Origin of the sequence: Janthinobacterium paucivorans, from assembly GCF_051380805.1 — a bacterium.
GTDB classification, from domain to species: Bacteria; Pseudomonadota; Gammaproteobacteria; order Burkholderiales; family Burkholderiaceae_D; genus Janthinobacterium; species Janthinobacterium lividum_D.
In genome coordinates this window covers 147,971-169,969 of sequence record NZ_JBNYXR010000010.1, presented here as the reverse complement: position 1 = coordinate 169,969, position 21,999 = coordinate 147,971, and the positions used below count along the sequence as shown (strand labels likewise).

Here is a 21,999-nt window from a genome sequence, read left to right as displayed (position 1 = left end):
CCTTATTTCATCGAAATGGTGGTATTGATGCCGCTGCCGCCATCGTCAGGAGCGAACCAGCGCGCCGTGACGGTCTTGGTTTGCGTCCAGAAGTACAAGGCTTGCTTGCCGTTCGGCCCCAGGTCGCCCAGTTTCGAGGCGCGCGAGCCGGTGAAGCTGAAGTAGGCCACGGGCACGGGGATGGCCACGTTGATGCCCACATGGCCGACGTCGATCTCGTTCTGGAATTTGCGCCCCGCCCAGCCGGAAGAGGTGAAGATCGAGGTGCCATTGCCGTTCGGGTTGGCGTTGATAAAAGCGATGGCCTGGTCCAGCGTATCGGTCTCGACGACGCACATGGCGGGGCCGAAAATCTCTTGCGTGTAGACCGAGTTCGATGCTGCCACGTTCGCAAAAATCGTCGGCCCCATGAAGTTGCCGCCCTCGTAGCCGGCCACCTTGAGGCCACGGCCATCGAGCAGCAGCTGCGCACCTTCATCCACGCCCGCCTGTATCAGTTTTTCCGCGCGCTGCATGGCCGCTTTCGACACCATTGGGCCCAGGTCGGCCGTGCGGTCGCTGCCCGGCCCCACTTTCAGCGCTTGCGAACGGGCGACGATCTCGGGCAGCCAGGCGCGCGCCTGGCCCACCAGCACCACCACGGAATTGGCCATGCAGCGCTGGCCGGCTGCGCCGAACGCCGCGCCGATCAGATTATTGATCGCTTGCTCCTTGTTGGCGTCGGCCAGCACCACGCAATGGTTTTTCGCGCCCATCATCGATTGCGCGCGCTTGCCCGATTCGCTGGCGCGACGGTACACATGCGTGCCCACATGGGTCGAGCCGATGAAGGACACGGCCTTGATGTCGGGATGGTCGCACAGCATGTTGACGACATCGGCGCCACCATGCACGACGTTCAGCACGCCGGCCGGCAAACCCGCCTGATACATCAATTCGACCAGGTACATCGTCGATGATGGATCTTGCTCCGATGGTTTCAGCACGAAGGTATTGCCGCAGGCGATAGCAATCGGGAACATGAAGCACGGCAGCATGACGGGGAAGTTGAAGGCCGTGATGCCGGCGCCCACGCCCAGCGGCTGGTAAATATTGTAGACATCGACACCCGTGGCCGCGTTTTCCGCAATTTCTCCCAGCTGCAGGGTGGCGATCGAGCACGCGTGCTCCACCACTTCCAGGCCGCGCATGACTTCCCCTTCCGCGTCGGGCAAGGTCTTGCCATGCTCACGCGTGATCAGCGCGGCCAGCGCACCGATATTTTCGCGGATCAGGTGCTGGTATTTGAGCATGATGCGCATGCGCGCGGCCAGCGGGGTATTGCGCCAGGTGTTAAAGGCTTCCTTGGCGGTGGCGACGGCCAGCTTGACTTCGTCCGGCGTGGAAAACGGCACCCTGGCGACGATTTCCTGCGTCGCCGGGTTGACGACGTCGCGCCACTCGGTGCTCGATGATGCGTGATGCTGGCCGCCGATGTGCAGGGCGATGGCGGGGACCGAGGTGAGGGCTTGGTTCATTTGTTTGGCTCCGTGATTGATCAGTTACCCCGGCCTTTTCGCCGTTAGGGGTGAAAATTATTTTTTAACGAGATTGCACGCGGCCGCATCCATAGTCTTGAAGGCTTGCTCGGCGGGGATGGTCGACAGCACTTTCAGGTAATCCCAAGCCCCCTTCGATTCGGCCGGGGTCTTCACCTGCACCAAATACATGTCGTGGATGACGCGGCCGTCGGGGCGGATCGATGCGTTGTTCATCACAAAATCCATGATGGGCAGCTCGCGCATTTTCTGGCCCACGAGCTTGGCATCGTCGCTCTTCGCCGCCGCCACCGATTTCAGGTAGTGGTAGACGCTGGAATACACGCCCGCCTGCACCATGGTCGGCTTGGCGCCCTTGTTGAGTGCCTCGAAGCGCTTGGCGAAGGCACGGCTGCGCTCATCGTAATCCCAGTAAAAGCCGTCCGCATAGACCAGGCCCTGCGCCGTTTCCAGCCCCAGCGCATGCACGTCGGAGAGAAATACCAGCAAGGCGGCCAGGCGCTGGTCCTTGCCGCTGCCGATGTGGAACTCGCGCGCCTGTTTGATGGCCGATACCGTGTCGGCGCCACCATTGGCCAGGCCGATCACCTGCGCTTTCGAGCCTTGCGCCTGCACCAGGAAGGACGAGAAGTCAGAGGCGTTGAGCGGATGGCGCACCGCGCCCAGCAGCGTGCCGCCATTGCGCTTGACGACTTCGCTCGCATCCTTTTCCAGCGAATGGCCGAAGGCGTAATCGACGGTGACGAAGTACCAGGATTTTTGCCCCAATTTGGTCAGCGCCGCCGCCGTGCCAGCGGCCTGCGAATAGGTGTCGAACATCCAGTGAAAACCGTTTGGCGAGCAGTCTTCATTCGTCAATCGCGTGGTGGCGGGGCCGCTGAACATGGCGATGCCACCCTTCTCTTTCATCAGCTTTTGCACCGACAGCGCCACCGAGGAATTGGTCAGATCGGCGATGGCGTCGACCTTGTCGCGGTCTATCCACTCGCGCGCCTTGGAGGCGGCGATATCGGCCTTGTTCAAATGGTCGGCCGAGACGATTTCGATCTTCATGCCCTTGCATTCGGCCTTCAGGCAATCCTCGACGGCCATCTGGCTGGCAACGACGGAGCCGCGCCCGCCCATGGCCGAATACGGGCCGGACATGTCGGTCAGGATGCCGACCTTGACGACGCCATCGGAAATCTGCGCTTGCGCGCCGCCAAATGCGAGGCAAAGCGCCAGCGCGCCCATGGCCAGAACGGGTTTTTTCATACTTGTCTCCAGGTGGATGGATATTTATAGGTATCGACGCATTCTGCATGTGTAAAAATATGCACTCAAGTGAAATTAATGCATAATTCCTTTGCAAAAATGCACAAAGGATTGCTGCCATGCTCGATTGGGACAATGTAAGAGTCTTCCTGGAACTGACGCGCAGCGCCGGCCTCGTCGATGCGGCGAAAAAACTCGGCATCGACCATTCCACCGTGTCGCGGCGCATGCGCAAGTTCGAAGAGCAGGTGGGTACGCAGCTGTTCGATCGCAATTACGTGGGCTACCAGCTGACGCCGGAAGGCCACCGCCTGATGGAATATGCGGAAAGCATGGAAAGCACGGTGTTTGCCGCCACCGAGGAGCTGGGAGAACACAACCGATTGCTCTCGGGGCAAGTGCGCCTGGGCGCCACGGAAGGCTTCGGCGCCATCGTGCTGGCGCCCCACCTGGCGCAGTTTTGTGGGCACTACCCGCACATCAGCGTGGACTTGATCGCCGTGCCGCGTTTCGTCAGCCTGTCCAAACGCGAGGCCGATGTGGCCATTTCCATCGAGCGCCCGCTCTCTGGCCCGTATGTCGTGACGAAGCTGTCCGACTACCGCTTGAAACTGTACGCCACCCCAAGCTACCTGGCGCGCCACGCCCCCATTACCAGCGTGGCGCAACTGGCGCAGCACGCCATCATCGGCTACGTCGATGACCTGGTCTTCAGCGCCGAGCTGCGCTACATGGACAATGTGGCACCCGATTCCCTGCGCGCGTTTCGCAGCACCAGCGTGATCGCCCAGTACCACGCGGCGCGCGCGGGCCAGGCACTGGCGATTCTGCCCTGCTTCGTGGCCCAGCAGTCCAATGAACTGGTGGCCGTGCTCGACGGCGAGATCGATTTGTTGCGCGCCTTCTGGATGATTTCACCTAGCGAGCGGCGCAACATCGCGCGCGTCAGCGCCCTGTGGAACTATCTGCGTGGCGCCATCGAACTCAATCACGCCTATCTGATGGGCGAAACGAGCTCGCCCAGCTGGCCAAGCTGACTGCACGCTACACTGTCGCCATCGACTCACTCAAGGACAATGCCATGCTGATGAATGCAAGCCAGGCCGTACTGCTCATCGTCGACCTGCAAGGCCGGTTGATGCCAGCCATCCACGATGCCGGCCTGGTGCTGGCGCAAAACCTGCGCCTGGCACACATCGCGCGGCTGCTCGACGTGCCCGTGCTGGGCACGGAGCAAAACCGCCAGGGGTTGGGGCCGAACGTCGAGGAAATCGCGGCCCTGTGCCAGCAAACCTTGCACAAGACGCATTTCGGCGCCTGTGCCGATGGCTTGCAAGCCATCCTGCCGCCCGGACGAAAGCAGATCGTCGTCACGGGCTGCGAAGCCCATGTGTGCATGCTGCAGACGGCCATCGGCTTGCTGGAGCTGGGCTATGAAGTAATCATCGCCATCGACGCCGTCGGTTCGCGCCAGGCTGCCAGCCGCGACGCCGCGCTGGCGCGCCTGGACAAGCTGGGCGCGCACCTGGTGACGGTAGAAATGCTGGCCTTTGAATGGCTGCGCGACTGCAAGCACCCGCGCTTTCGCGAGGTATTGGCGCTGATCAAATAGCCACTCCTTTACGCAAGATCAAGCCCGACGACTATGCATTGGCTAACTTGGCAACAGCGCCGCCATGGTGAGCGGTACAACTGTCGAACTGAGCTGGAGAACCATCATGGCCTATATCCTGCGGGGAAAACTATGCGGCTTGATCTGTGCCGAGTGTCCTGAAGCCTTGTCGCACGTCATCGTGCGCCTGTACCGCCCGCGCGCGGCGCAAAACGTCACGGCCCTGGCCGTGGCCAGCGCCAAGGAAACCTTTGCCATCCTCACGGACGACGAAGTGCCGGCGAAAGCGCCGTTTTTGCTGGCCGAAGCGCGCACCGATGACGATGGCAACTATAGTTTTAGGCTGGAAGGCGATTATCAGGGCGAGGCCGTCGAGGTCGACATCCTGTGCCCCACCGTGCCGCAGCTGAAGCCGGGGCCGAAAGACCCCGTGCCACTGCAATTTTCCATCACCACCATCCAGCCGCGCTGGCGCCAGGCCGACAACGCTTTCCTCGCCGTCTGGGACTATTGCCTGCCGCAACGCTTCTGGTGCCTGGTGCGCGCGCACTTCGGCGCCTGGACCATCTGCGGCCGGCTGCGCACCTGCGATGCGCCCCACACGCCGATCGCCGGCGCCACCGTGCGGGCCTTCGATGCGGACTGGCTGCAGGACGATGCGCTGGGCGTGGCCGTGACAGATGTCAGCGGGCGCTTCCGCATCGATTACCTGACGTCGGACTTCACGCTGACGCCGTTTTCACCGTTCATCAACGTCGAGTTTGCTAGCGGCCCCGACGTGTATTTCACGGCGCAGCTGGGCAGCGTGACCATCCTGTCGGAAACGCAGGCCAACGGGCACCAGCCGGGGCGCGAAAACGTGGGCCACTGTTTCTGCGTGGAATTGTGTTCAAAAAACGTCTTGCCGCCCGATGTGGAAGGCGTACCCCACTGGCAACAGGTCGAAGTGTTCGATATCCACCCGTTCCCCTCGCTGGCCGGCTTTTCTGCGCAAGGCTATGCGGGCGGCGCCGGCGCGTCCTACGTGTTCGGCGGCGGCGTCACACTGAAAGGCAATTGTCCGCTGCGCAACAGCGCCAACCCCGCCAACCCGCTCGAATACCGTTTCCTGATCGGCCTATGGTCCTGGCCCGGCGGCAGCGACGACCCGACAGCCATCCCCACGATGGCGCCGACCAGCATGGCACCGCTGACGCAAGTGCTCGGCACCCTCGTCGGCTATGTGTTTTATACGAATGGACTGGGCCTCGCCGACTCGGCACAGGTGATCGTCGATGCGGGCGACTTACAACCGGGCGGCTGGATACGCGTGGACGGCAAAAACGTCACCGTGGACATGCGCGATGGCACGACGGCCATCGTCAACGTGGCGCCCAACACCTTCCTGCGCACCTTTGACTTGCTGACCATAAATACGCCCGCCATCACCAGCCTGCATCCGACCAAGCTGCCGGGCGGCTTGCCCATCGTCGTAGCGGGCCGCAGCCTGAGCGCGGACGAGAGCGAACCGATACGCCGCTACCGCCTGGGCTTCGAGGTGCGCGACGGCAACACCCTGGCCACCGTAGCCACGGATGGGCTCGATTCCATCGTCTTCGACAACTCGCCCGTCATCGTGGCGCTGGACCTGGAAGAGTTGCGCAGCAATGCCTGCAAGCCCATCGCGGGCGGCCTCGTGCATATCCTATACACGATCGACCACCCGCATCTGCGCTTTTTCAATATCACGATATCGAACAACAACGGCATCGCGCACCCGCCTCCACCGTTGCCGGCCGCCAGCTTCACGCCGCCACCACCAACGAGCAACTATCTGTTGCGCGGCGGCGCGGGCGGGCCTCATCTGTCAGGCAACAATGGCGGTTTTCCCGTCAACGTGGCACTCGACCCACCGTGCGCCTACCGTGTGGCGATTGCTTGGCAGACGCGGCATTACCTGGCGTCATCGCACAGCATTGACCGCCTCTACTGCAAATAGGCGAGCTCAGAAGTAGCGCACCCATGCCTGCTTTGAGGCGCGCTTGTAATTGGCAAACGCGCGGCAGGGAAAGTACAGCATGGGCATCAGGGTCAACGCGATCAGCCAGACTTGCCAGATGTGCGCGACGCCGTAGCGGGCACCGTGATTGGCGCCCAGCACCGCCGTCAAGGTGATGCCGATGGCCAGCAACAGATACAAGTGCAGCAGATAATAAAACATGGGCGCGCCGCCAAAGGTGGCGCAAGCGCGTGTGAACCAGTTGTCCAGTGACTCTAGCCAGGCCAGGCCCAACAAGCCGAAGCCCAGGGTGAACAGCAAAAAGTCCAGCGACGGCGGATACTTGGTAAAGTTCAGCACGCTCATGGCCGTGCGCAAGGCCGTGTCACCCTCCACCCATGGCAAGGTTTCGCCGTAGATGTTGAAGCCGCGCAGCACTGCCAGCAGCAGCAAGCTTCCCGTGCCTAGCGCCAGCAGCAGGCGGCGACGCCTTTCGACAGACAGCCCGCGCGCATACAAGGGGCCGGCCGCATAGCCGAGCACAATGACGCCTATCCACGGCAACAGCGGATAGCTGACCTTGATTTTCATGGCGCCGTCCGCCACCAGATAACCGCGTTGCAGCAACACAGTCAATACATCATAGGCCAGACTACCCTGTTTCGCGTGTAGGCCCGTGAGCAGATGCTGACCCGCAATAATCGCCAAGCCGAGCAGCACCAGCAACCTCAACGGCAACTGGTGCAGCACGGCCAACGCCATCATGGCCAGGCCAATGACCCAGATCACCTGCAAGTACAGCACGGCGGGCGGAAACGCGCCACTCCAGGCGAAGTTGACAAATACCAACTCCAGCAGCACCAGCAGCAAGCCCCGCTTGAACAAAAAGCCGGCAGCGCTGCGGTTTCCGGCAGCCGGATGCGCATACAGCCAGGCCGACAAGCCCGTCAAGAAGACGAACATGGGCGCGCAAAAGTGCGCGGCCAGGCGCGTAAAGAACAGGGCCGGATCGACATGAGCCGCATCCATGGGGTCACTGACCTGGTGGTGCAGGAAGACCGTTTCGCGCACATGGTCGAACAGCATGATCAGCATGACGAGGCCGCGCATTACGTCGATGACGGCGATGCGGGTGCGCAAGGTGGCGGGGAGAGTCAAGGTCATGGCCATCGCTTAAAAACGGTAATGTGCATGCACAGTGAGCGTGCGCTCAGCCCCCGGTGCCACCCACAGGGGGCTGTAGGAACTGGCATAGTAGCTGCGGTTGAACAGATTTTCCACGCTCAACGCCAGGCGCAATTGAGCATTGGGCGAGTACGATGCCAGCAATTGGGCTGTCGTGTAGGCAGGCAGGGTAAAGCTGCTGCTGACGGCCACGTCGCCCTGGCGCTCACCCACATAATGCACGCCACCGCCCACGCTGGCCGTGCCCGTGCCCATGGTGAACTGCTGCGTGGCCAGCAGCTTGGCGCTGTGGCGCGGCACGTTGGCAAAGCGGCTGCCCGTGACGATGGTGTTGTCGCCGCGCGTGACGGTGGCATCCGTGTACGCATAGGCGCCAGAGACGCGCAAACGGCGCGCCACTTCGCCCGCCACGTCCAGTTCCAGGCCCCGGCTGCCCACCTCGCCCGCCGCAATCGCGAAATCCGTGTTGGCACGATTCGTCGTCAGCACATTGCTCTTGCGGATGTCATACACGGCCACGGTGCCCGTCAGCCTACCCGTTTCCAGCTTCGCGCCCAGTTCATACGAGCGGCTGCGCTCTGCAGGGAAGGCCTGGTTGTCGATGCTGATGCCACTGTTGGGCCGGAAGCCCTTGGCCGCACTCGCATACAGCGACCAGTTTTTTGACGGCTGGTAGACGAGGCCCGCGCGGGGGCTGGTGGCTGACAGCGACTGGCGGTTGCTCACGTTGAGGCGATTGTTCACGACATCCTGCGTGTACGTGTCGCGGCGCACGCCGACCAGCGCCTTCCACTGGGCCCCCAGGTCCAGTTGATCTTGCACATACAGGCCGCGTGCCTGTTGCCCTTCCTGCGTATCGATGGACAGGGCCAGTGGCGCGGCCTGGCCGCCATACACGGGATTGAAAATGTCGACGGCATAGGCATTCGCGGCGCCGGGATTGCGGCGCAGCTGTACCCTGTGGTCGTCGAAGTGATAGGCGTCGACACCGGCCAGCACCTCGTGCGCCAGCGCACCGGTTTTGAACTTGCCCAGCAGCTCGACGCGGGCCGACACGTCGGTGGCCGTAAAATCGCGGTGGCGGCGCTGGCGGTTCAAGGTGCGGCCATCGGCCAGCAATTTGTTCGCCTCGGTCGAATAGCCGTTCAATTCGCTGTCGCGATAAGAGGCGCCCGCCTGCAACGTCCAGTCGTCGGACAGCCCGTGATGGATAAATAACTGCTGCCCCAGCGACTTGACCGTCATGCGACCATCGCCCGGTTCGCCCAGGAAGCGCGCGACGGGAACAAGACCGAGCTTGCCATGCACGGCCACCACGCCCCGGTCGAACGGTGCGCGCTGCTGTACCGCTTCGATTTCATACGACACGGTCGTATGCTCGCCAATCAGCCACAGGAAGGACGGAGAAAACAGGCTGCGCTCGACGTGCAGCGTGTCGCGAAAGCTGTGTCCTTCTTCATGCGCCGCGTTGAGGCGATAGGCAACGGTCTGGCTCAACGGTCCCGTCAAGTCCAACGCGGCGCGGCGCGTCTGGAAACTGCCTAAGGACAGATCGGCGCTGTATTCGGGCGCGAACTTCGGCTTCTTGGTAGTGATGTTCACCGTGCCGCCCGGCTCGCCCCGGCCGTACAGGGCCGAAGCGGGGCCTTTCAGCACTTCGACCGTCTGCGTATTGCCGGCATCGCGCATGCCGTTGTAGCCACGGCTGCTACTGAAGCCATTGACCATGTAGTCGGACCCAAAATTCGGGTCGCCCGTGAAGCCACGCATGGCGTAGCTGTCCCACAGGCCGCCCAGCGAGCTTTGCTTCGCAATGCCGCTGGCCAGGTCCAGCGCACCGGCCAGTGTCGTCACGCCCGCGTCGCGCAGCAGGTCGCTGGTGAGCACGCGCACGCTTTGCGGCAAGTCCATCAGCGAGGCATCCGTCTTGGTGGCGCCCGTGGCGGACAGGCTGCGGTAATGCTGGCGCTCTGAGCTGACGGTGACGACATCTTGCGCAGCGAGTCCGTCCGCCAGGGCCAGCGGACTGGCGGCGGCCAGCAGCAGCGCCATCGGACGCGGTAAAGAGTGGAGCATGGAGATTCCCAAAAGAGATTTATAATGCAAATGAATTGCATTATAAATGATAATCAACTCTCATTAAAAGACTTGCCTGCCTCAATTGCCGCCCGGCTAGCGAACCAGCCTGCCTGCGCCGCAGCACCGCACATGGAAAAAACTCAGCGCATAGGCTGAGTACCGCAGGCCAACGATAGCTTTGCGGACAAACGCCCCAGGCATTAATGTGCAAGAAATAACTTGCATATTAATCTGGAGCCGGGGTGCGTGAAAAACTGGAAAAACTGCTGGCGCAGGGACGTGACAGCGCCCCGCTACGCTGTGGCCCGGGTATTGCTGATACGCGGGAAAAAACAGCGCCAGGCGGCCGGCCAAGGCGCCCTAATGCGCGTGCGCGGCGCCCTTGGCCTGCACAGGCGTCGCCTCGCCCCGCTCTGTCGCCAGGCGCTTGGCCAGCAAGCCGCCCGCTTGCGCCGCATAGGCGCGGCAGGCGTTGGCGTCGACCAGGGGGTGGTCCGTGCCGCTGCGCTTGGCGGCCTTGCCCAGCAAATCTGTCGTGCCCGGATGCACGGGGATGATGATGTCGCATGGCAAGGCGGCCACCTTGGCGATGCTCGCTTCGAACGCGGCCGAAATGTCGGCAGCATTAGCCTTGCCCTTGCCAGCGCCTTTTCCCGTATACGTGAAATCGCCGCTGGCATACGGGTTCAGGCTATCGGCGTACACCATGCTCAGGCAGCGCGCGCCTTCGCACGAGGTCCAGGTCCACGTCGTGCCGCCGGGCGTGTGGCCAGGCGTCATGTGGGCGCTTAGCACCACAGGCCCCAGTTGGACGCTATCGCCCTCGCCCACCACCTTGACCTTGGCCACTTTCGCGACATGCACGACGGGGTCGGCCTGGTATTGCGGGTCATCCTTGCCATTGGTGCCGCTTTGCAGCGCCAGCGCGCCCGATGCACTGGCCACTACCGTGGCGCCGCTGGCGCGTTGTAGTGCAGCAATACCGCCTGCATGGTCCCAATGCGCGTGGGAATTCAAAATGAACTTCACATCTTCGATGCGAAAACCCAGCGCCTTGATGCTTGCCACGATCAGCGGCGCCGATTGCGGCAGCGCGCCGTCGAGCAAGATATGGCCCTGCGGACTCGTCACCAGCACGGCGGACAGCCCCGCCGTGCCCACATACCAGCTATTGCCATACAGATTGAATGGCTGGACGGGCGCATTCCACTGCTTGCAATTATCGCAAATAACAGGTTTATCCTGCATCGGTGCCAGCGTCTTTGCCTGCACTGTGCCTGCCGCCATAGTCGCAACGGTCGCAACAGTCGCAACCGTCGCCAGCATCAACTTCGCCAATAGTGTCATCTTCATCTCCAGAGTGTAAAAAAGGGCGTGCTCGGCGGCGCGCCCGGGGGGGGTATCAATGCATGTGATCTGTACTGCCGGCCAGGGCGTCGCGGATATGTCCGGCATCGAGCGAGCGCCGCTGCGCGCCGTCGGCGTCCAGCAGCACCACGGTAACTTGCTTGTCGCCACTGCGCATGTGCATGCTCAGGCAACTGCCGGCCGCGTTGCTGCTGCCCGTCTTCGATAGCAAAATATCCCAGCCCTTGCCACCCACCAGCGCGTTGCTGTTGTGCAAGGTGCGCGTCTTGCCATTCACGGCCACGCTAGCCTGCGGGTGGCTAGTGATGCGGGTAATGTCCGGATAGCGCGCTGCCGCTGCGACGATTTTCGCCACCTCGTTTGCCGTGGAAGTATTCGCGGGCGAACTGCCGACCGGGTCCGTCAAGCTGGTGCGCACGAGGCCCAGGCTATGTATCTTCGCTTGCAATGCCTGCTGAAAAGCCGCACTGCCACCGGGATAAGTGCGCGCCAGTGCGGCGGCGGCGCGGTTATCGGACGGCAGCAGCGCCAGTTGCAATAGCGCCCCGCGCGACACCGCCACGCCATCGGCCAACAAGCTGTGGCGCTGCGGCGCAGCATCGCCATCGGCGCGCACAATGCGCAACTTTTCATCCGCGTCTAGCCCCGCGTCCAGCACCACCATGGCCGTCATCAGCTTGGTGATCGAGGCGATCGGCACCACGGCATCGGCATCCTTGGCCATCAATACCTGGCCTGTGCTATCGTCAAATACCAGCATATGCTTGGCGCTGACGGGCAATGCCAGCATCGCGCTGGCGGCATCGGCCAAGGCCGCCCCGTTGACAGCAGGCTTGCCCTGCGCCTGCAGCAGCAAGATGGCACAGGCCAGCAACAAAGCGGGCACGGCCAGCTTCCAACTGCCAGTGTCGGTGCCGGGGCCGACACCGCGCAGCATCAGGCGTTCGATGCGCGTCAGCAGCGCTCCGCCACGGGCCGACATCAGCAAGCCGGGCTGGCTGGGGCCAGCCGCGTGCAGCGATAGCGCATGCAGGGCCGTGGCCAGTTGCCGCGGGTCTTGCAGTGACTGTGCCGCCAGGGCATCGGCTACCTGTTCCCGTTCGGTGCGCATGCGCGCCGACAGCCACCAGACGACGGGATGGAAGAACAGCAGCGCCTCGGCCACGCTTTGTAGCAAATTGAGCAGGTAATCCCAGCGCCGCACGTGCGCCAATTCATGCGCCAGCAGCGCTTCGAGCAAGGCGACGGGCATGCCGCTCAACAAGGCGGCCGGCAGCACGATGACGGGGCGCCAGAAGCCCACGGTCACGGGGCTGGACAGTCGCGCATGCAGCTTCAGCGGCACTTGCTGACTGCCGCGCAAGCGCAAGCCCATGCGCAGCGCCAGCGCATCGAGGCGTGCCTGCCAGATGGCCGGCGCCTCGACTGCCTGGCGGCGCAGCTTGCCGACCCAGGCCAGGCCCAGGCACAGGCGTAAGCTCATCAAGCAGACACCGGCGCCCCAGGCCAGCACCAGGGCCGGCATCCACGCTTGCAGCGCAGGGTGCCAGGCGGGCGGTGCAGCCAGCGCCAGCGCCAGCGGGGCCGACGCGGCGCCCGCGTCCGACAGGAGTGCGAGCAGATGCAGTATGGGAATACACAGGCACAGCAGCAACGCCAGCGCGCAGACGCCATAGCGACTGCGCGCGCTGGCGTGGCGCAGCAGCCAAAGCAGGACAGCGCCGACGGCACCGACGATCACGCCCTGCCAGACAAAATACAGCAAAACCCAGCCCAGCGCCGGGACCAAGTGGCCCACATCGTTGACCAAGCTTGTCTCCAAGTTCATGGCGCCTTGCCATCCTTGCTACGCAATATCTTTTCAATTTCCAGGCGTTCCGCCTCGCTCACATGCTCGCGCAGCGCCGTGAGCACCAGCGCCTTGCCAGAACCGGAAAAAACCTTGCCGATCAAGTCCTTGAGCAAACTCGTTTGCAGCTTTTCCTGCGCCTCGACGGCAGCATACAGCTGTGGCCGCTGGCTTTCATCGCGGCTCAAGAGGCCCTTGCCATGCATCAATTGCAGCTGACGCAGTACGGTGGCATAACTGGCGTCGGCACGCTCTTCGGCCAGGGCGTCGTACACGGCCCGGGCATCCGAGGGACCGCACCGCCACAGGATGCGCAACAAGTCGAGTTCGGCGGCGGTGGGATGGGGGGTGCTGGTATTTTTTAACATGCGACCAGATTAACAGTTCTAGAACTAAATATCTAGAACTTTTTTTCTAGTAGCATAATGAGTACGGCTCAATCGCTATGCAGCTTGTGATGCATGCGCCGCAGCCCCAGCCAGACGGCCCCCGCCACGAACGGCACCAGCGCGCCGACGAGGATTTCCGGGTTCACGGGTAAACCGAGCACCTTGGCCGCCTTGCCCGTGTAGCTGAACAGGCCGATCACATAATACGAAATGGCCGCCACGGACAGGCCTTCCACCGCCTGCTGCAAGCGCAGCTGCTGCGCCGCGCGGGCGTTCATCGATTGCAGGATTTGACGGTTTTGTAATTCCTGCACGATGCCCACGCGCGTGCGCAGCAAATCGTTGGTGTTGGCGATGCGCTGCGCCATCGCTTCCTGGCGGCTGGCCATCGCTTCGCAGGTATTCATGGCTGGCGTCAGGCGGCGGTCCATGAATTCCTCGACCGTGGGGATGCCTTCGATGCGCACTTCGCGCAACTCCTCGATGCGCGCCTTGACCAGACCCATATAGGCTTTCGAGGCGGAAAAACGGTAGCTATTGTCAAGTGACAGCTTTTCTATGCGGGCTGCCAGGCGCGTGATGCGGTCGAGCAAGGCTTGCTCGGCAAGGCCCTCGTCGGCCTTGGCCAGGCCCGGTGCATCATCCGTATCGACCATGGCGGCAGCCAGGGTCGCCAGTTCGTTTTCGATGGCGTTCAACGATGGTGCCGCCTGCATGGCGTAGGGCAAGCCCAGCAAGGCCATCATGCGGTAGGTTTCGATTTCCAGCACGCGCTGTACCAGACGGCCGGACTGCTGCGAGCGCATGCCCGCGTCGCGGATGACGAAACGGCTGAAGCCGTCAGACTGGATGGTGAAATCGGTCCACAATTCGCCGCCCTGCAGCACCTTGCTGCCGGCCAGGGTATTGCCTTCGAACACGCGCGACAAGCCCTGCATGAAGATCTCGGCCGGATCGTTCGCCTGCTCCAGCACCACGTGCGCGGCCACCATCAGCTTGCCCTTCAAGCCCGCAAGCCATTGCTGTGGCAATTGCGCCAAAGGCATGCGCTCGAACGCCTGCTCCAGCGGCAAGGCGGCACCTGGATGCTCGGCGAAGGTGAACGTGGCAAATTCCGTGTGGCACTCCCATTTCAGGCGGAAGCGACCAAAATCGTAATAAAAATACTTGGCTTCGGCAGTTGGGGGCGTGACGCCGAAATGCGTGCACAGGGCCGCCAACGTGGCGTGCTGGGCCGCCATATTCGACGCGCCCGGCGCCGCGCTGTCGTCTTTATACACGGCCAGATGGGTGATCAGCTCGGGGGCGTCGAGCTGCAGGAAGGGCCGCGAGTGGATTTCCGCAGCCAGCGGCACGCGCAAGGCGTGGTTCAAACTGGAGTTAATCAAGTGCATGATAGCCAAAGGTAAAGTTGTAAAACTGCTTAGACCGGCGCGCGTGCAGTGGCGCGCGCAGCACGGGTCTGATTGTCACAGTGTAACAAAGCAGAAAGCATGCCGACTTTTTCACAGGAAAGTCATGTTTTTTGATCAATTCGACCGAAGCCTGTCCCAGCGCCATTTTACAAATACGATCGCACAGCCAGGCTGCGACAAAAGCGGACACCAGCGCAAACACCAGCCCGATGCGCCCGCCCCCGCTGCGCCAGCCTTGTCGCTTGCCCGCTCTTGCTTCATGCCACGCCCACGATGTATGCCGCCGTGCACCCTTGTTCAGCCTTGCATCAAACAGCCGTTTTACGCTCAAACAGACGCAAAAAAACCCGGCGAACCGGGCTTTTCAAGGACCTTGCGGCAAATTTAATGCTTCATTGCCGGCGTGCTCGTCGCTCCCAGCGGACGCGCTACGGCATTGATTTCTATCGTTTCGCGGTGCTTGTCCTCGCCCTCAAGCACCAGGGTCAGCGGGATCTTGTCGCCCGCCTTGACCTGACCTTTGAGTTCGAGCAGCATCACGTGGTAGCCGCCAGGTTTCAATTCGACGGCTTTGCCCGCTGGCAAGGCAATTTCCTTAACCTGGCGCATGCGCATCATATTGTCCGTCATGCTCATTTCATGGATTTCCGCCACGCCGGCCACGGACGAGCGTACTTCCAGCAGGCGCATGGCTTTCGGCGCCGTAATCTGCATGAAGGCGCCCGTGGCTTTTTGCTGCGGCACGGTGGCGCGCACCCACGGGTCGGAAATCTGCACGCTGCTTTGTGCGATGGCGGAGAAGGACAGCACGGTCAGGGCCGTGGCCAGCAGGGTTTTCAGGTGGGTCATGCTTGTTTCCTCGGTCTGGTTATGATTGCTTATAAGGTGTATTTCGATTGCATCAGGGTCTTGATGTCTTGCACGCACTCGTCGCCCGTCAACTGGTGTTTCAAGCCCAGGCGCATGCGCCCCTGCGCATCGAGCACATAGCTGATGGCCGTATGATCCATGGTGTAAGAACTGCCGCTCGGCACACGGCGGTAGAAGACCTTGTAGTTGAAGGCCGTCTGCGCCGTCGCCTTGGGGTCCGTGCGCAAGCCCAGGAAACTCGGGTCGAAGGCGCGCATATACTCGCCCAGCAACTGCGGCGTGTCGCGCTCGGGATCGATGCTGATGAAGATCACTTGCAGCTTCTCCGCATCGGCGCCCAGTTTCTGGCGGATTTCCAGCGCCCGCGACAGGGCCGTCGGGCACACGTCCGGGCATTGCGTGAAGCCAAAGAAGACCATCACATATTTGCCCTTGAAGTCAGCCAGGGTATAGACCTTGCCGTCGGGGCCACTCAATGTGAAGTCGGGCTTGTAATCGCCTCCCGTCAAATCGAGACCGTTGTAATGGGGCTTCGGTGCTTGTTCGCAAGCGGCAAGCGTGAGCAATCCTGCCGTGCCGGCGAGAAGAAAAAGACGACGTTTCATGGTAATTCCGGCCCAATGGGCGTAGTTGATACAAGTTGGGATGCAAATGCCATGCCGCAATGCGGCAGGCAGAACAGCGCTATTCAGGCAAGCTCCGGCGGGCCGCGCGGGCTGGCGCCGAGCCACGCGAACGGCGCTCGCGGTGCCTGAAAGAACAATGGCGGATAATGCTCGTGGCCCGGGATGACGGCCAGCGGCGACGATGACGATGGCGGCAAGCCCACGCTGCCAGCGTGACTGATACAGAAAGCACAATGCTCGATGTGCAGCAATACGGAATCGGTGGTCGATTTGGCGGCTGGCGCCAGGTACGCTTGCGTGTAGACGGTGCCGCTGGCCGAGCACATTTCGACGGCGGTACTGTTCGCGTTTGCATGCAGCGAGGCAAACGCATACGACAACGACGGCGACAGTGCATTAAGCAGTATCGCCATACAGGCCAACCACAGATGCCACCGCTTGCGCTTGAACGAAGATCCCATGCGTCCGATTATAGCGGAGTATGGCTTTCGCGTTGCGCGGGCGCGCCCGCCTGGCCGCGCAGGAACACACTGGGGCGCACGCCGGCCACGTCCACGCAAGCGTCGCAAAATGCGGGGATAGAGGCAAAGCCGGAGCCGGCCGCTACTTGCGCCAGGTCGCGCTCGCCGCCTTCGCCATCGGCGCCCGCTTGCGCCGCCGTGTGCAGCGCATGCGCGAGGCGCTGTTCGCGTACCAGACTGAGCAATGCCTCGCCCTCGGCAAACAGGCGCGCCCTGGCTTTGTGCGGCGTCACTTGCCACAGGCTCGCCAGGCGCGCCGCCGTCCATTTTCCTTGCGGCGTAGCGAAGATATGCAGCGCCAGCGCCTGGCTCCAGCGCTTGCCGCTGCCGTGGCCGACATCGCTTGCATCGCCTTCCAGCGCCAGGCTAAATACGGCCGGCTTGCCCCGCCCCGGCATCACGTCGCAGGCAAAGCGCAGAAAGGCTGGCACGACAAAACTCTCGCCGCTACCCAGTTTCTTGGTGGTGATTTCATTATGCAAAGTCACAAAACCCTGGCGCACGGTGACGCGCAGCCTGAGTGGAAAGCGCAAACCCAACAAGTGCAAAGGATGATCGGAAACGAGGGCCATGCGTCAGGTCAATGTGGACAATAAACTCCCAGCATGCCACACATCGCGCAAGCAGTCTGTCATCACAGCGACGCCACGCCATAGCGGTGCAAGCCATCGAGATCCACCACGCGGATGGCTTGGTAAGCAATGCTGATCAGTTGCAATTCAGCCAGACGGCCCAGGGCCAGGTTCACCCTCTGACGCGAAATACCGGTCAGCAAACCTATTTCTTCCTGCGACAGCGCAAGCACGCTGGAGGTGCGCGGATACAACATGGGATGGAATAGCTGCGCAATCGCTTGCGCCACTTGCGCGTCGACGGCCAGCAGGCGTTGGTTCTGGATGGTGGCGATGAATTGGCCCATGCGTTCATTTAACTGGCGGATGACGTAGGCATTGAAGGAAAGACTCTCGGCCAGCAGCAGATGAAACAAGTCCAGCGGCACCAGGATGATGTTCGCGGCGCGCACGGCCACCACGTCGTAGCGGCGCAGTTCGCGCTTGAGTACGCTGCCCTCGCCACACCAGCCACCTGCCGGCACGCCGGAAAAGGTGGCAGCGCGGCCATCGGCGCTATACACGGCCAGCTTGATCAAGCCCGTGTGCACGCCGATCCAGTGCGCCGACGGTTCGCCGCGCCGCGCGATGAAGCCACCGGCCGCGTAATGCCGGACCACGCTGCCGGCACGCAACAAGTTCTGATGCCTGGCATCGAGGGCCGCGAACCAGTCGTGGCTATCGAGTTCGCTCACCACACGGTCTACACTATCGTTGCTATCCATTCTATCTTTCAAACCTGTCACTAAGATGACAGTGATTTTCAAGCGTCGGTGCTATGCTGACCGGCATCAATCCCGCAACAGGGAGCTAGCGATTTTTTACCAGGAGACAAGCATGACACCTGACTTCAACACCGGACTCGGCAAAAACAGCGCCAACTACGCCGCCCTCACCCCGCTCGACTATATCGCCAGGGCAGCGGCAGTATATGGCAATCGCCTGGCAATTGCACATGGCGCCGTGCGCCAGACATGGAGCGTCACCTACGCGCGCACGCGCCGCCTGGCATCGGCTCTCGCCACGCTGGGCGTGGGCACGGGCGACACGGTGGCCGTGATGCTGCCGAACACGCCCGCCATGGTGGAAGCGAGCTTTGGCGTGCCCATGGCCGGCGCCGTCCTCAATGCCCTCAATATTCGTCTCGATCTGGCCTCCTTGATCTTCATGCTGCGCCACGGCCAGGCGAAGGTGCTGCTGGCCGACACAGAGTTTGCCGAACTGGCGCGCCAGATGGCGGCGCAAATTCCCGGCTTGCGCGTGATCCAGGTCAATGACGTGCTGGGACCGGAAGTGGCAGCCTTTTCCGACCTCGACTATGAAAGCCTGCTGGCCAGCGGCGACCCTGATTACGACTGGCCGCGGCCGGCCGATGAATGGGATGCCATCGCCCTCAACTACACGTCCGGCACCACGGGCGACCCGAAAGGCGTGGTCTACCACCACCGGGGAGCGGCCCTGAACGCCCTGTCTAACATCCTGGAATGGGACATGCCCAAGCATGCCGTGTATTTATGGACCTTGCCGATGTTCCACTGCAATGGCTGGTGCTTCCCGTGGACCATCGCCGCGCGCGCCGGCGTCAACGTGTGCCTGCGCAAGTTCGAACCGAAACTGGTATTCGACCTGATGCGCGAATTACGCGTCACCCACTATTGCGCGGCGCCCATCGTGCACGCGGCGCTGGCCAACGCGCCCGCCAACTGGCGCGCAGGAATCGACTGGACCGTGCGCGGCATGGTCGCTGGCGCGCCGCCGCCAGCAGCGATGCTGGCCAAGATCGATGCCATGGGCTTTGACTTGATTCACTCGTATGGTTTGACCGAAGTGTATGGCCCGGCCGCCATCTGCGCCGAGCAAGATGCGTGGGCAGCGCTGAGCCAGGAAGAGCGCGCCGTCTTCAAGTCGCGCCAGGGCGTGCGCTACCACTTGCAAAGCGCTGTCGCCGTGCTGGACCCGGAAACCATGCAGCCGGTCGCGGCTGACGGCGAGCAGATCGGTGAAATCATGTTTCGAGGCAACATCTGCATGAAGGGTTACCTGAAGAATGAAAAGGCGACGCAGGAAGCATTCGCCGGTGGCTGGTTCCATACGGGCGACCTGGGCGTCCTGTACGCGGACGGCTATATCAAACTGAAGGACCGCAGCAAGGACATCATCATTTCCGGTGGCGAGAATATTTCCAGCGTGGAAGTCGAAGATGCGCTGTACCACCACCCGCAAGTGCTGGCCGCCGCCGTCATCGCCCAGCCGGACGAGAAATGGGGCGAGACCCCGTGCGCCTTCGTCGAGCTGCGTGAAGGCGCCAGCGTGACGGCAGAAGAACTGATGGCCTTCTGCAAGAACAACCTGGCTGGCTTCAAGGTGCCGAAAGCCATCTATTTTGGTCCGCTACCGCGCACCTCGACGGGCAAGATCCAGAAGTTCGAATTGCGCAAGCGCATGCAGTCGGACAAGGCCATCGACGTCTGATCCTCGTCCTGGTTCAGTCGTCCTGATTCAGTCGTCCTGATTCAGTCGTCCTGGTTCAGTCGCCCTTGATCAGTCCCTCTTGTCTGTCGGCCACGCCGGCTGCGCCACCGTCAGTCGCGCAAAGCTGGCGAGGCTGGCCACGGCGGCAAATCCTGCCGCCAGGCACAGCGCATACGTCGTGCCTTGGACGGCAGAAACGGTAAAGCAATAGGCGACCAGTGCCGCGCCCATGGCTTGCCCGAGCAGGCGCGAGGTGGCCACCACGCCGCTGGCACCGCCAGCGCGCTCGGGCGGCGCGCTACCCATGATGGCTTGCAAATTGGGCGCCTGGAAAAAGCCGAAACCGATGCCGCACAAGGCCATGCGCCAGCCGATGTCAACAGCGCCCGGATGGGCCGGCATCCACACCAATGTCAGCAAGCCGCCGGCCAGCGCGGCCAGGCCGATGCCGCCCAGCATGCCCGGTGAATAACGCTCGCTCAAACGCCCGGCCACGGGCGCCATCACCGCTACCAGCACGGCCCACGGCGTCATCAAAAAGCCCGTCTCGATGGGAGAGCGGCCCAGTGTCACTTCAAAATAGAATGGTAGCGAGACGAACGCCAGCCCCTGCGCCGCAAAGGTACAGATGGCCGTCAGCGACGACAACAAAAACAGCGGGCGGCGAAACAGGTCGATGGGCAGCATGGGCGCCGCATGCCCGGCCTGGCGGCGCAGCAGCAAGCAAAAGAATACAGCTGCAGCCAGCAGTTCCGGCAGCAGCACGGTGCTGGACGCATGATGGGCGGCGTCGCCAAAAAATAAAATGAGCAAGCCAAAAGCACCCACGTTGTACAGCGCCGTGCGCCCGTCCAGCGTGTGCCCCGAGAGTTTTGTCGCCGGCAACATGCGCCTGGCGAGGAAAAAACCAATCACGCCCAGCGGCACGTTGATAGCGAACAACCATGGCCATGAAGCCGTCGCCAATATCAGCGAGGCCGCCGTGGGACCGATGGCGAACGCCACGGCTACCACCAGCGCATTATTGCCGAACGCGCGTCCCAGCAAATGCTTGGGGTACAGGGCGCGCAGCAGCGCCGTATTCACGCTCATCATGGCGCTGGCGCCGACACCTTGAAAAAGCCGTGCTACCACCAGCGAGGGCAAGGACCAGGCCAGCGCGCAAGCGAGCGAAGCGAGGGTAAATAGCAGCATGCCCGCGATAAACACACGGCGGTAACCGGCGATCTCGCCGAGGGCAGACAATGGCAGCAGCGTCGCCACCATGGCCAGCTGATACACATTCACGATCCAGACGGAGGCGGCCGGCGTCGTGCGCAGCTCGCTGGCGATGCCCGGCAAGGCTGTGTTGGCAATCGCCGTATCGAGCGAGGCCATGCCCACGCCGATGGCCAGCGCCAGCATGGCCCATAAGCGGGCACCGGGCGGCAAGCCATCCTCGCCCACCGCGACGCCTTGCTCCCTGGCGTCTCCCCTGTCTTGCCGCCGCATCATCATTTCTGGCAGTCGATGACCTTGTAGTCCTTCGAATAGCAGATGCGCAATTCGCCCGTATGCTGTTCATAATTGAGCCAGCGGCCCTTCAGTTGCGGGTTGTGCTGCTTCATCCACTGGAACAGCGCGTTTTTAGGCATGCTGCTGTCCGGCAATTTCAAGGCTTGGAACAGTTCGCGCTCTTTCTCGAAATACTCCCTGGCCGTCGCGAAATCGCAGGCGCCATGCTTTTCCCATTCGCCCTGCAGCAAGGCTTCACCGGGCTGCATGCACATATACGGCAAGATGTCCGACGGTGCCAGTTTCGGCAAGTTGCCCTTGCAATAGCGCGGATGCAGTTCCGTCTTGCGCGGCGGCGTCACGGAAATGTCTACACAAGTAGCCGGGCGATTGGACTGCGCCCATAAGCCATGCACGATCCAGCCGAAGTGATTACTCTCGGCGCACTGGAAGGCAGCTTTCTTTGACACTGCGCCACGGCGGCGCTGGCTGTCGCAAAAACCGGGCGACCACGATAGTGCCAGCATGAAGTAATCGGTGGGCACGTTCGTGCTTTGCTTGTAGCAAGTGTTTTTCTCGTCCGACGGCTTGACGTCATAATCGTTGTAACTGACGTTGCGCGGGATGGCGCACGTGGCCTCGGCCGCGTGGACGGCGCCGGCTGACAGGCTGAAGAAAACGGCGGCCAGCGCCGGCAAGACAGTTCGTAATGGCATCGGGTTTCCCGTTCAAGATATA

The 21,999-nt window shown here is 62.2% G+C and carries 20 protein-coding genes; 4 read left to right on the top strand and 16 right to left on the bottom strand.

Annotation, left to right across the window (positions count from 1 at the left end; genetic code table 11):
* Positions 1-2 precede the first annotated feature (2 nt).
* On the bottom strand, positions 3-1,517 hold the full coding sequence (locus ACQ4V8_RS14190) for a CoA-acylating methylmalonate-semialdehyde dehydrogenase (protein WP_436571694.1): 1,515 nt from the start codon (positions 1,515-1,517) through the stop codon (positions 3-5).
* 57 nt (positions 1,518-1,574) lie between these two features.
* Positions 1,575-2,792: an ABC transporter substrate-binding protein gene (locus ACQ4V8_RS14185; protein ID WP_436571693.1), complete on the bottom strand. Its 1,218-nt coding sequence runs from the start codon at positions 2,790-2,792 to the stop codon at positions 1,575-1,577.
* 119 nt (positions 2,793-2,911) lie between these two features.
* On the opposite strand from ACQ4V8_RS14185, the gene ACQ4V8_RS14180 reads away from it, so the two are divergent.
* From ACQ4V8_RS14180 to ACQ4V8_RS14170, 3 genes are all read left to right on the top strand, one after another.
* Positions 2,912-3,829 carry a LysR family transcriptional regulator gene (locus tag ACQ4V8_RS14180; protein ID WP_010397301.1) on the top strand — a complete coding sequence of 306 codons (918 nt, stop codon included), beginning with the start codon at positions 2,912-2,914 and terminating at the stop codon, positions 3,827-3,829.
* 44 nt (positions 3,830-3,873) lie between these two features.
* Positions 3,874-4,404, top strand: coding sequence for an isochorismatase family protein (locus ACQ4V8_RS14175; protein ID WP_196856997.1), 531 nt, complete (start codon positions 3,874-3,876; stop codon positions 4,402-4,404).
* A 106-nt stretch (positions 4,405-4,510) separates the two neighbouring features.
* Positions 4,511-6,382, top strand: a complete 1,872-nt coding sequence (locus ACQ4V8_RS14170) for a transthyretin-like family protein (protein WP_436571692.1) — start codon at positions 4,511-4,513, stop codon at positions 6,380-6,382.
* A 6-nt stretch (positions 6,383-6,388) separates the two neighbouring features.
* On the opposite strand, the gene ACQ4V8_RS14165 is transcribed toward ACQ4V8_RS14170, so the two are convergent.
* From ACQ4V8_RS14165 to ACQ4V8_RS14110, 12 genes are all read right to left on the bottom strand, one after another.
* Complete coding sequence (locus tag ACQ4V8_RS14165; protein WP_436571691.1) at positions 6,389-7,552, bottom strand: acetyltransferase domain-containing protein; 1,164 nt, start codon at positions 7,550-7,552, stop codon at positions 6,389-6,391.
* 3 nt (positions 7,553-7,555) lie between these two features.
* The gene (locus ACQ4V8_RS14160; RefSeq protein WP_029496339.1) at positions 7,556-9,643 is read right to left on the bottom strand and encodes a TonB-dependent siderophore receptor; all 2,088 of its coding nucleotides are present in this window, start codon (positions 9,641-9,643) and stop codon (positions 7,556-7,558) included.
* A 363-nt stretch (positions 9,644-10,006) separates the two neighbouring features.
* On the bottom strand, positions 10,007-10,933 hold the full coding sequence (bla, locus tag ACQ4V8_RS14155; protein ID WP_436571690.1) for a subclass B3 metallo-beta-lactamase: 927 nt from the start codon (positions 10,931-10,933) through the stop codon (positions 10,007-10,009).
* Positions 10,934-11,048: 115 nt separating this feature from the next.
* A complete protein-coding gene (locus ACQ4V8_RS14150) occupies positions 11,049-12,842 on the bottom strand; it encodes a M56 family metallopeptidase (RefSeq protein ID WP_436571689.1) in 1,794 nt (597 codons plus the stop codon).
* On the bottom strand, positions 12,839-13,231 hold the full coding sequence (locus ACQ4V8_RS14145; RefSeq protein WP_010397285.1) for a BlaI/MecI/CopY family transcriptional regulator: 393 nt from the start codon (positions 13,229-13,231) through the stop codon (positions 12,839-12,841). Before ACQ4V8_RS14145 ends, ACQ4V8_RS14150 begins: the two co-directional genes overlap by 4 nt.
* Before the next feature lie 68 nt (positions 13,232-13,299).
* On the bottom strand, positions 13,300-14,646 hold the full coding sequence (locus tag ACQ4V8_RS14140; RefSeq protein WP_029496338.1) for a DUF3422 family protein: 1,347 nt from the start codon (positions 14,644-14,646) through the stop codon (positions 13,300-13,302).
* Entirely contained in the window at positions 14,633-14,998 is a 366-nt protein-coding gene (locus ACQ4V8_RS14135; protein WP_196856993.1) for a hypothetical protein, read from the bottom strand. Before ACQ4V8_RS14135 ends, ACQ4V8_RS14140 begins: the two co-directional genes overlap by 14 nt.
* A 53-nt stretch (positions 14,999-15,051) precedes the next feature.
* A complete protein-coding gene (locus ACQ4V8_RS14130) occupies positions 15,052-15,516 on the bottom strand; it encodes a copper chaperone PCu(A)C (protein ID WP_196856992.1) in 465 nt (154 codons plus the stop codon).
* 29 nt (positions 15,517-15,545) lie between these two features.
* Positions 15,546-16,142, bottom strand: a complete 597-nt coding sequence (locus ACQ4V8_RS14125; RefSeq protein ID WP_029496336.1) for an SCO family protein — start codon at positions 16,140-16,142, stop codon at positions 15,546-15,548.
* An 83-nt stretch (positions 16,143-16,225) separates the two neighbouring features.
* A complete protein-coding gene (locus ACQ4V8_RS14120; RefSeq protein ID WP_436571688.1) occupies positions 16,226-16,576 on the bottom strand; it encodes a DUF2946 domain-containing protein in 351 nt (116 codons plus the stop codon).
* Between the two features lie 56 nt (positions 16,577-16,632).
* Positions 16,633-17,256: a helix-turn-helix domain-containing protein gene (locus ACQ4V8_RS14115; RefSeq protein WP_010397279.1), complete on the bottom strand. Its 624-nt coding sequence runs from the start codon at positions 17,254-17,256 to the stop codon at positions 16,633-16,635.
* 62 nt (positions 17,257-17,318) lie between these two features.
* Positions 17,319-18,020 carry a Crp/Fnr family transcriptional regulator gene (locus ACQ4V8_RS14110; RefSeq protein ID WP_436571687.1) on the bottom strand — a complete coding sequence of 234 codons (702 nt, stop codon included), beginning with the start codon at positions 18,018-18,020 and terminating at the stop codon, positions 17,319-17,321.
* 112 nt (positions 18,021-18,132) lie between these two features.
* Here ACQ4V8_RS14110 and ACQ4V8_RS14105 point away from each other — a divergent pair, with 112 nt between their 5' ends.
* Complete coding sequence (locus tag ACQ4V8_RS14105) at positions 18,133-19,767, top strand: acyl-CoA synthetase (RefSeq protein ID WP_436571686.1); 1,635 nt, start codon at positions 18,133-18,135, stop codon at positions 19,765-19,767.
* A 69-nt stretch (positions 19,768-19,836) separates the two neighbouring features.
* On the opposite strand, the gene ACQ4V8_RS14100 is transcribed toward ACQ4V8_RS14105, so the two are convergent.
* Together ACQ4V8_RS14100 and ACQ4V8_RS14095 are read right to left on the bottom strand one after the other, a co-directional pair.
* Complete coding sequence (locus tag ACQ4V8_RS14100) at positions 19,837-21,264, bottom strand: MFS transporter (RefSeq protein ID WP_436571685.1); 1,428 nt, start codon at positions 21,262-21,264, stop codon at positions 19,837-19,839.
* Positions 21,261-21,977: a ribonuclease T2 family protein gene (locus tag ACQ4V8_RS14095; RefSeq protein WP_080570618.1), complete on the bottom strand. Its 717-nt coding sequence runs from the start codon at positions 21,975-21,977 to the stop codon at positions 21,261-21,263. Before ACQ4V8_RS14095 ends, ACQ4V8_RS14100 begins: the two co-directional genes overlap by 4 nt.
* Positions 21,978-21,999 lie beyond the last annotated feature (22 nt).

Bases quoted from the DNA above. Each gene is read 5' to 3' on its own strand.
- ACQ4V8_RS14180 (WP_010397301.1), top strand. From the start codon at position 2,912: ATGCTCGATTGGGACAATGTAAGAGTCTTCCTGGAACTGACGCGCAGC.
- ACQ4V8_RS14160 (WP_029496339.1), bottom strand. From the start codon at position 9,643: ATGCTCCACTCTTTACCGCGTCCGATGGCGCTGCTGCTGGCCGCCGCC.
- ACQ4V8_RS14190 (WP_436571694.1), bottom strand. From the start codon at position 1,517: ATGAACCAAGCCCTCACCTCGGTCCCCGCCATCGCCCTGCACATCGGC.
- ACQ4V8_RS14115 (WP_010397279.1), bottom strand. From the start codon at position 17,256: ATGGCCCTCGTTTCCGATCATCCTTTGCACTTGTTGGGTTTGCGCTTT.
- ACQ4V8_RS14165 (WP_436571691.1), bottom strand. From the start codon at position 7,552: ATGGCCATGACCTTGACTCTCCCCGCCACCTTGCGCACCCGCATCGCC.
- ACQ4V8_RS14100 (WP_436571685.1), bottom strand. From the start codon at position 21,264: ATGATGATGCGGCGGCAAGACAGGGGAGACGCCAGGGAGCAAGGCGTC.
- ACQ4V8_RS14120 (WP_436571688.1), bottom strand. From the start codon at position 16,576: ATGGCGATACTGCTTAATGCACTGTCGCCGTCGTTGTCGTATGCGTTT.
- bla (WP_436571690.1), bottom strand. From the start codon at position 10,933: ATGGCGGCAGGCACAGTGCAGGCAAAGACGCTGGCACCGATGCAGGAT.
- ACQ4V8_RS14125 (WP_029496336.1), bottom strand. From the start codon at position 16,142: ATGAAACGTCGTCTTTTTCTTCTCGCCGGCACGGCAGGATTGCTCACG.
- ACQ4V8_RS14145 (WP_010397285.1), bottom strand. From the start codon at position 13,231: ATGTTAAAAAATACCAGCACCCCCCATCCCACCGCCGCCGAACTCGAC.
- ACQ4V8_RS14095 (WP_080570618.1), bottom strand. From the start codon at position 21,977: ATGCCATTACGAACTGTCTTGCCGGCGCTGGCCGCCGTTTTCTTCAGC.
- ACQ4V8_RS14150 (WP_436571689.1), bottom strand. From the start codon at position 12,842: ATGAACTTGGAGACAAGCTTGGTCAACGATGTGGGCCACTTGGTCCCG.
- ACQ4V8_RS14130 (WP_196856992.1), bottom strand. From the start codon at position 15,516: ATGACCCACCTGAAAACCCTGCTGGCCACGGCCCTGACCGTGCTGTCC.
- ACQ4V8_RS14110 (WP_436571687.1), bottom strand. From the start codon at position 18,020: ATGGATAGCAACGATAGTGTAGACCGTGTGGTGAGCGAACTCGATAGC.
- ACQ4V8_RS14175 (WP_196856997.1), top strand. From the start codon at position 3,874: ATGCTGATGAATGCAAGCCAGGCCGTACTGCTCATCGTCGACCTGCAA.
- ACQ4V8_RS14105 (WP_436571686.1), top strand. From the start codon at position 18,133: ATGACACCTGACTTCAACACCGGACTCGGCAAAAACAGCGCCAACTAC.
- ACQ4V8_RS14185 (WP_436571693.1), bottom strand. From the start codon at position 2,792: ATGAAAAAACCCGTTCTGGCCATGGGCGCGCTGGCGCTTTGCCTCGCA.
- ACQ4V8_RS14170 (WP_436571692.1), top strand. From the start codon at position 4,511: ATGGCCTATATCCTGCGGGGAAAACTATGCGGCTTGATCTGTGCCGAG.
- ACQ4V8_RS14140 (WP_029496338.1), bottom strand. From the start codon at position 14,646: ATGCACTTGATTAACTCCAGTTTGAACCACGCCTTGCGCGTGCCGCTG.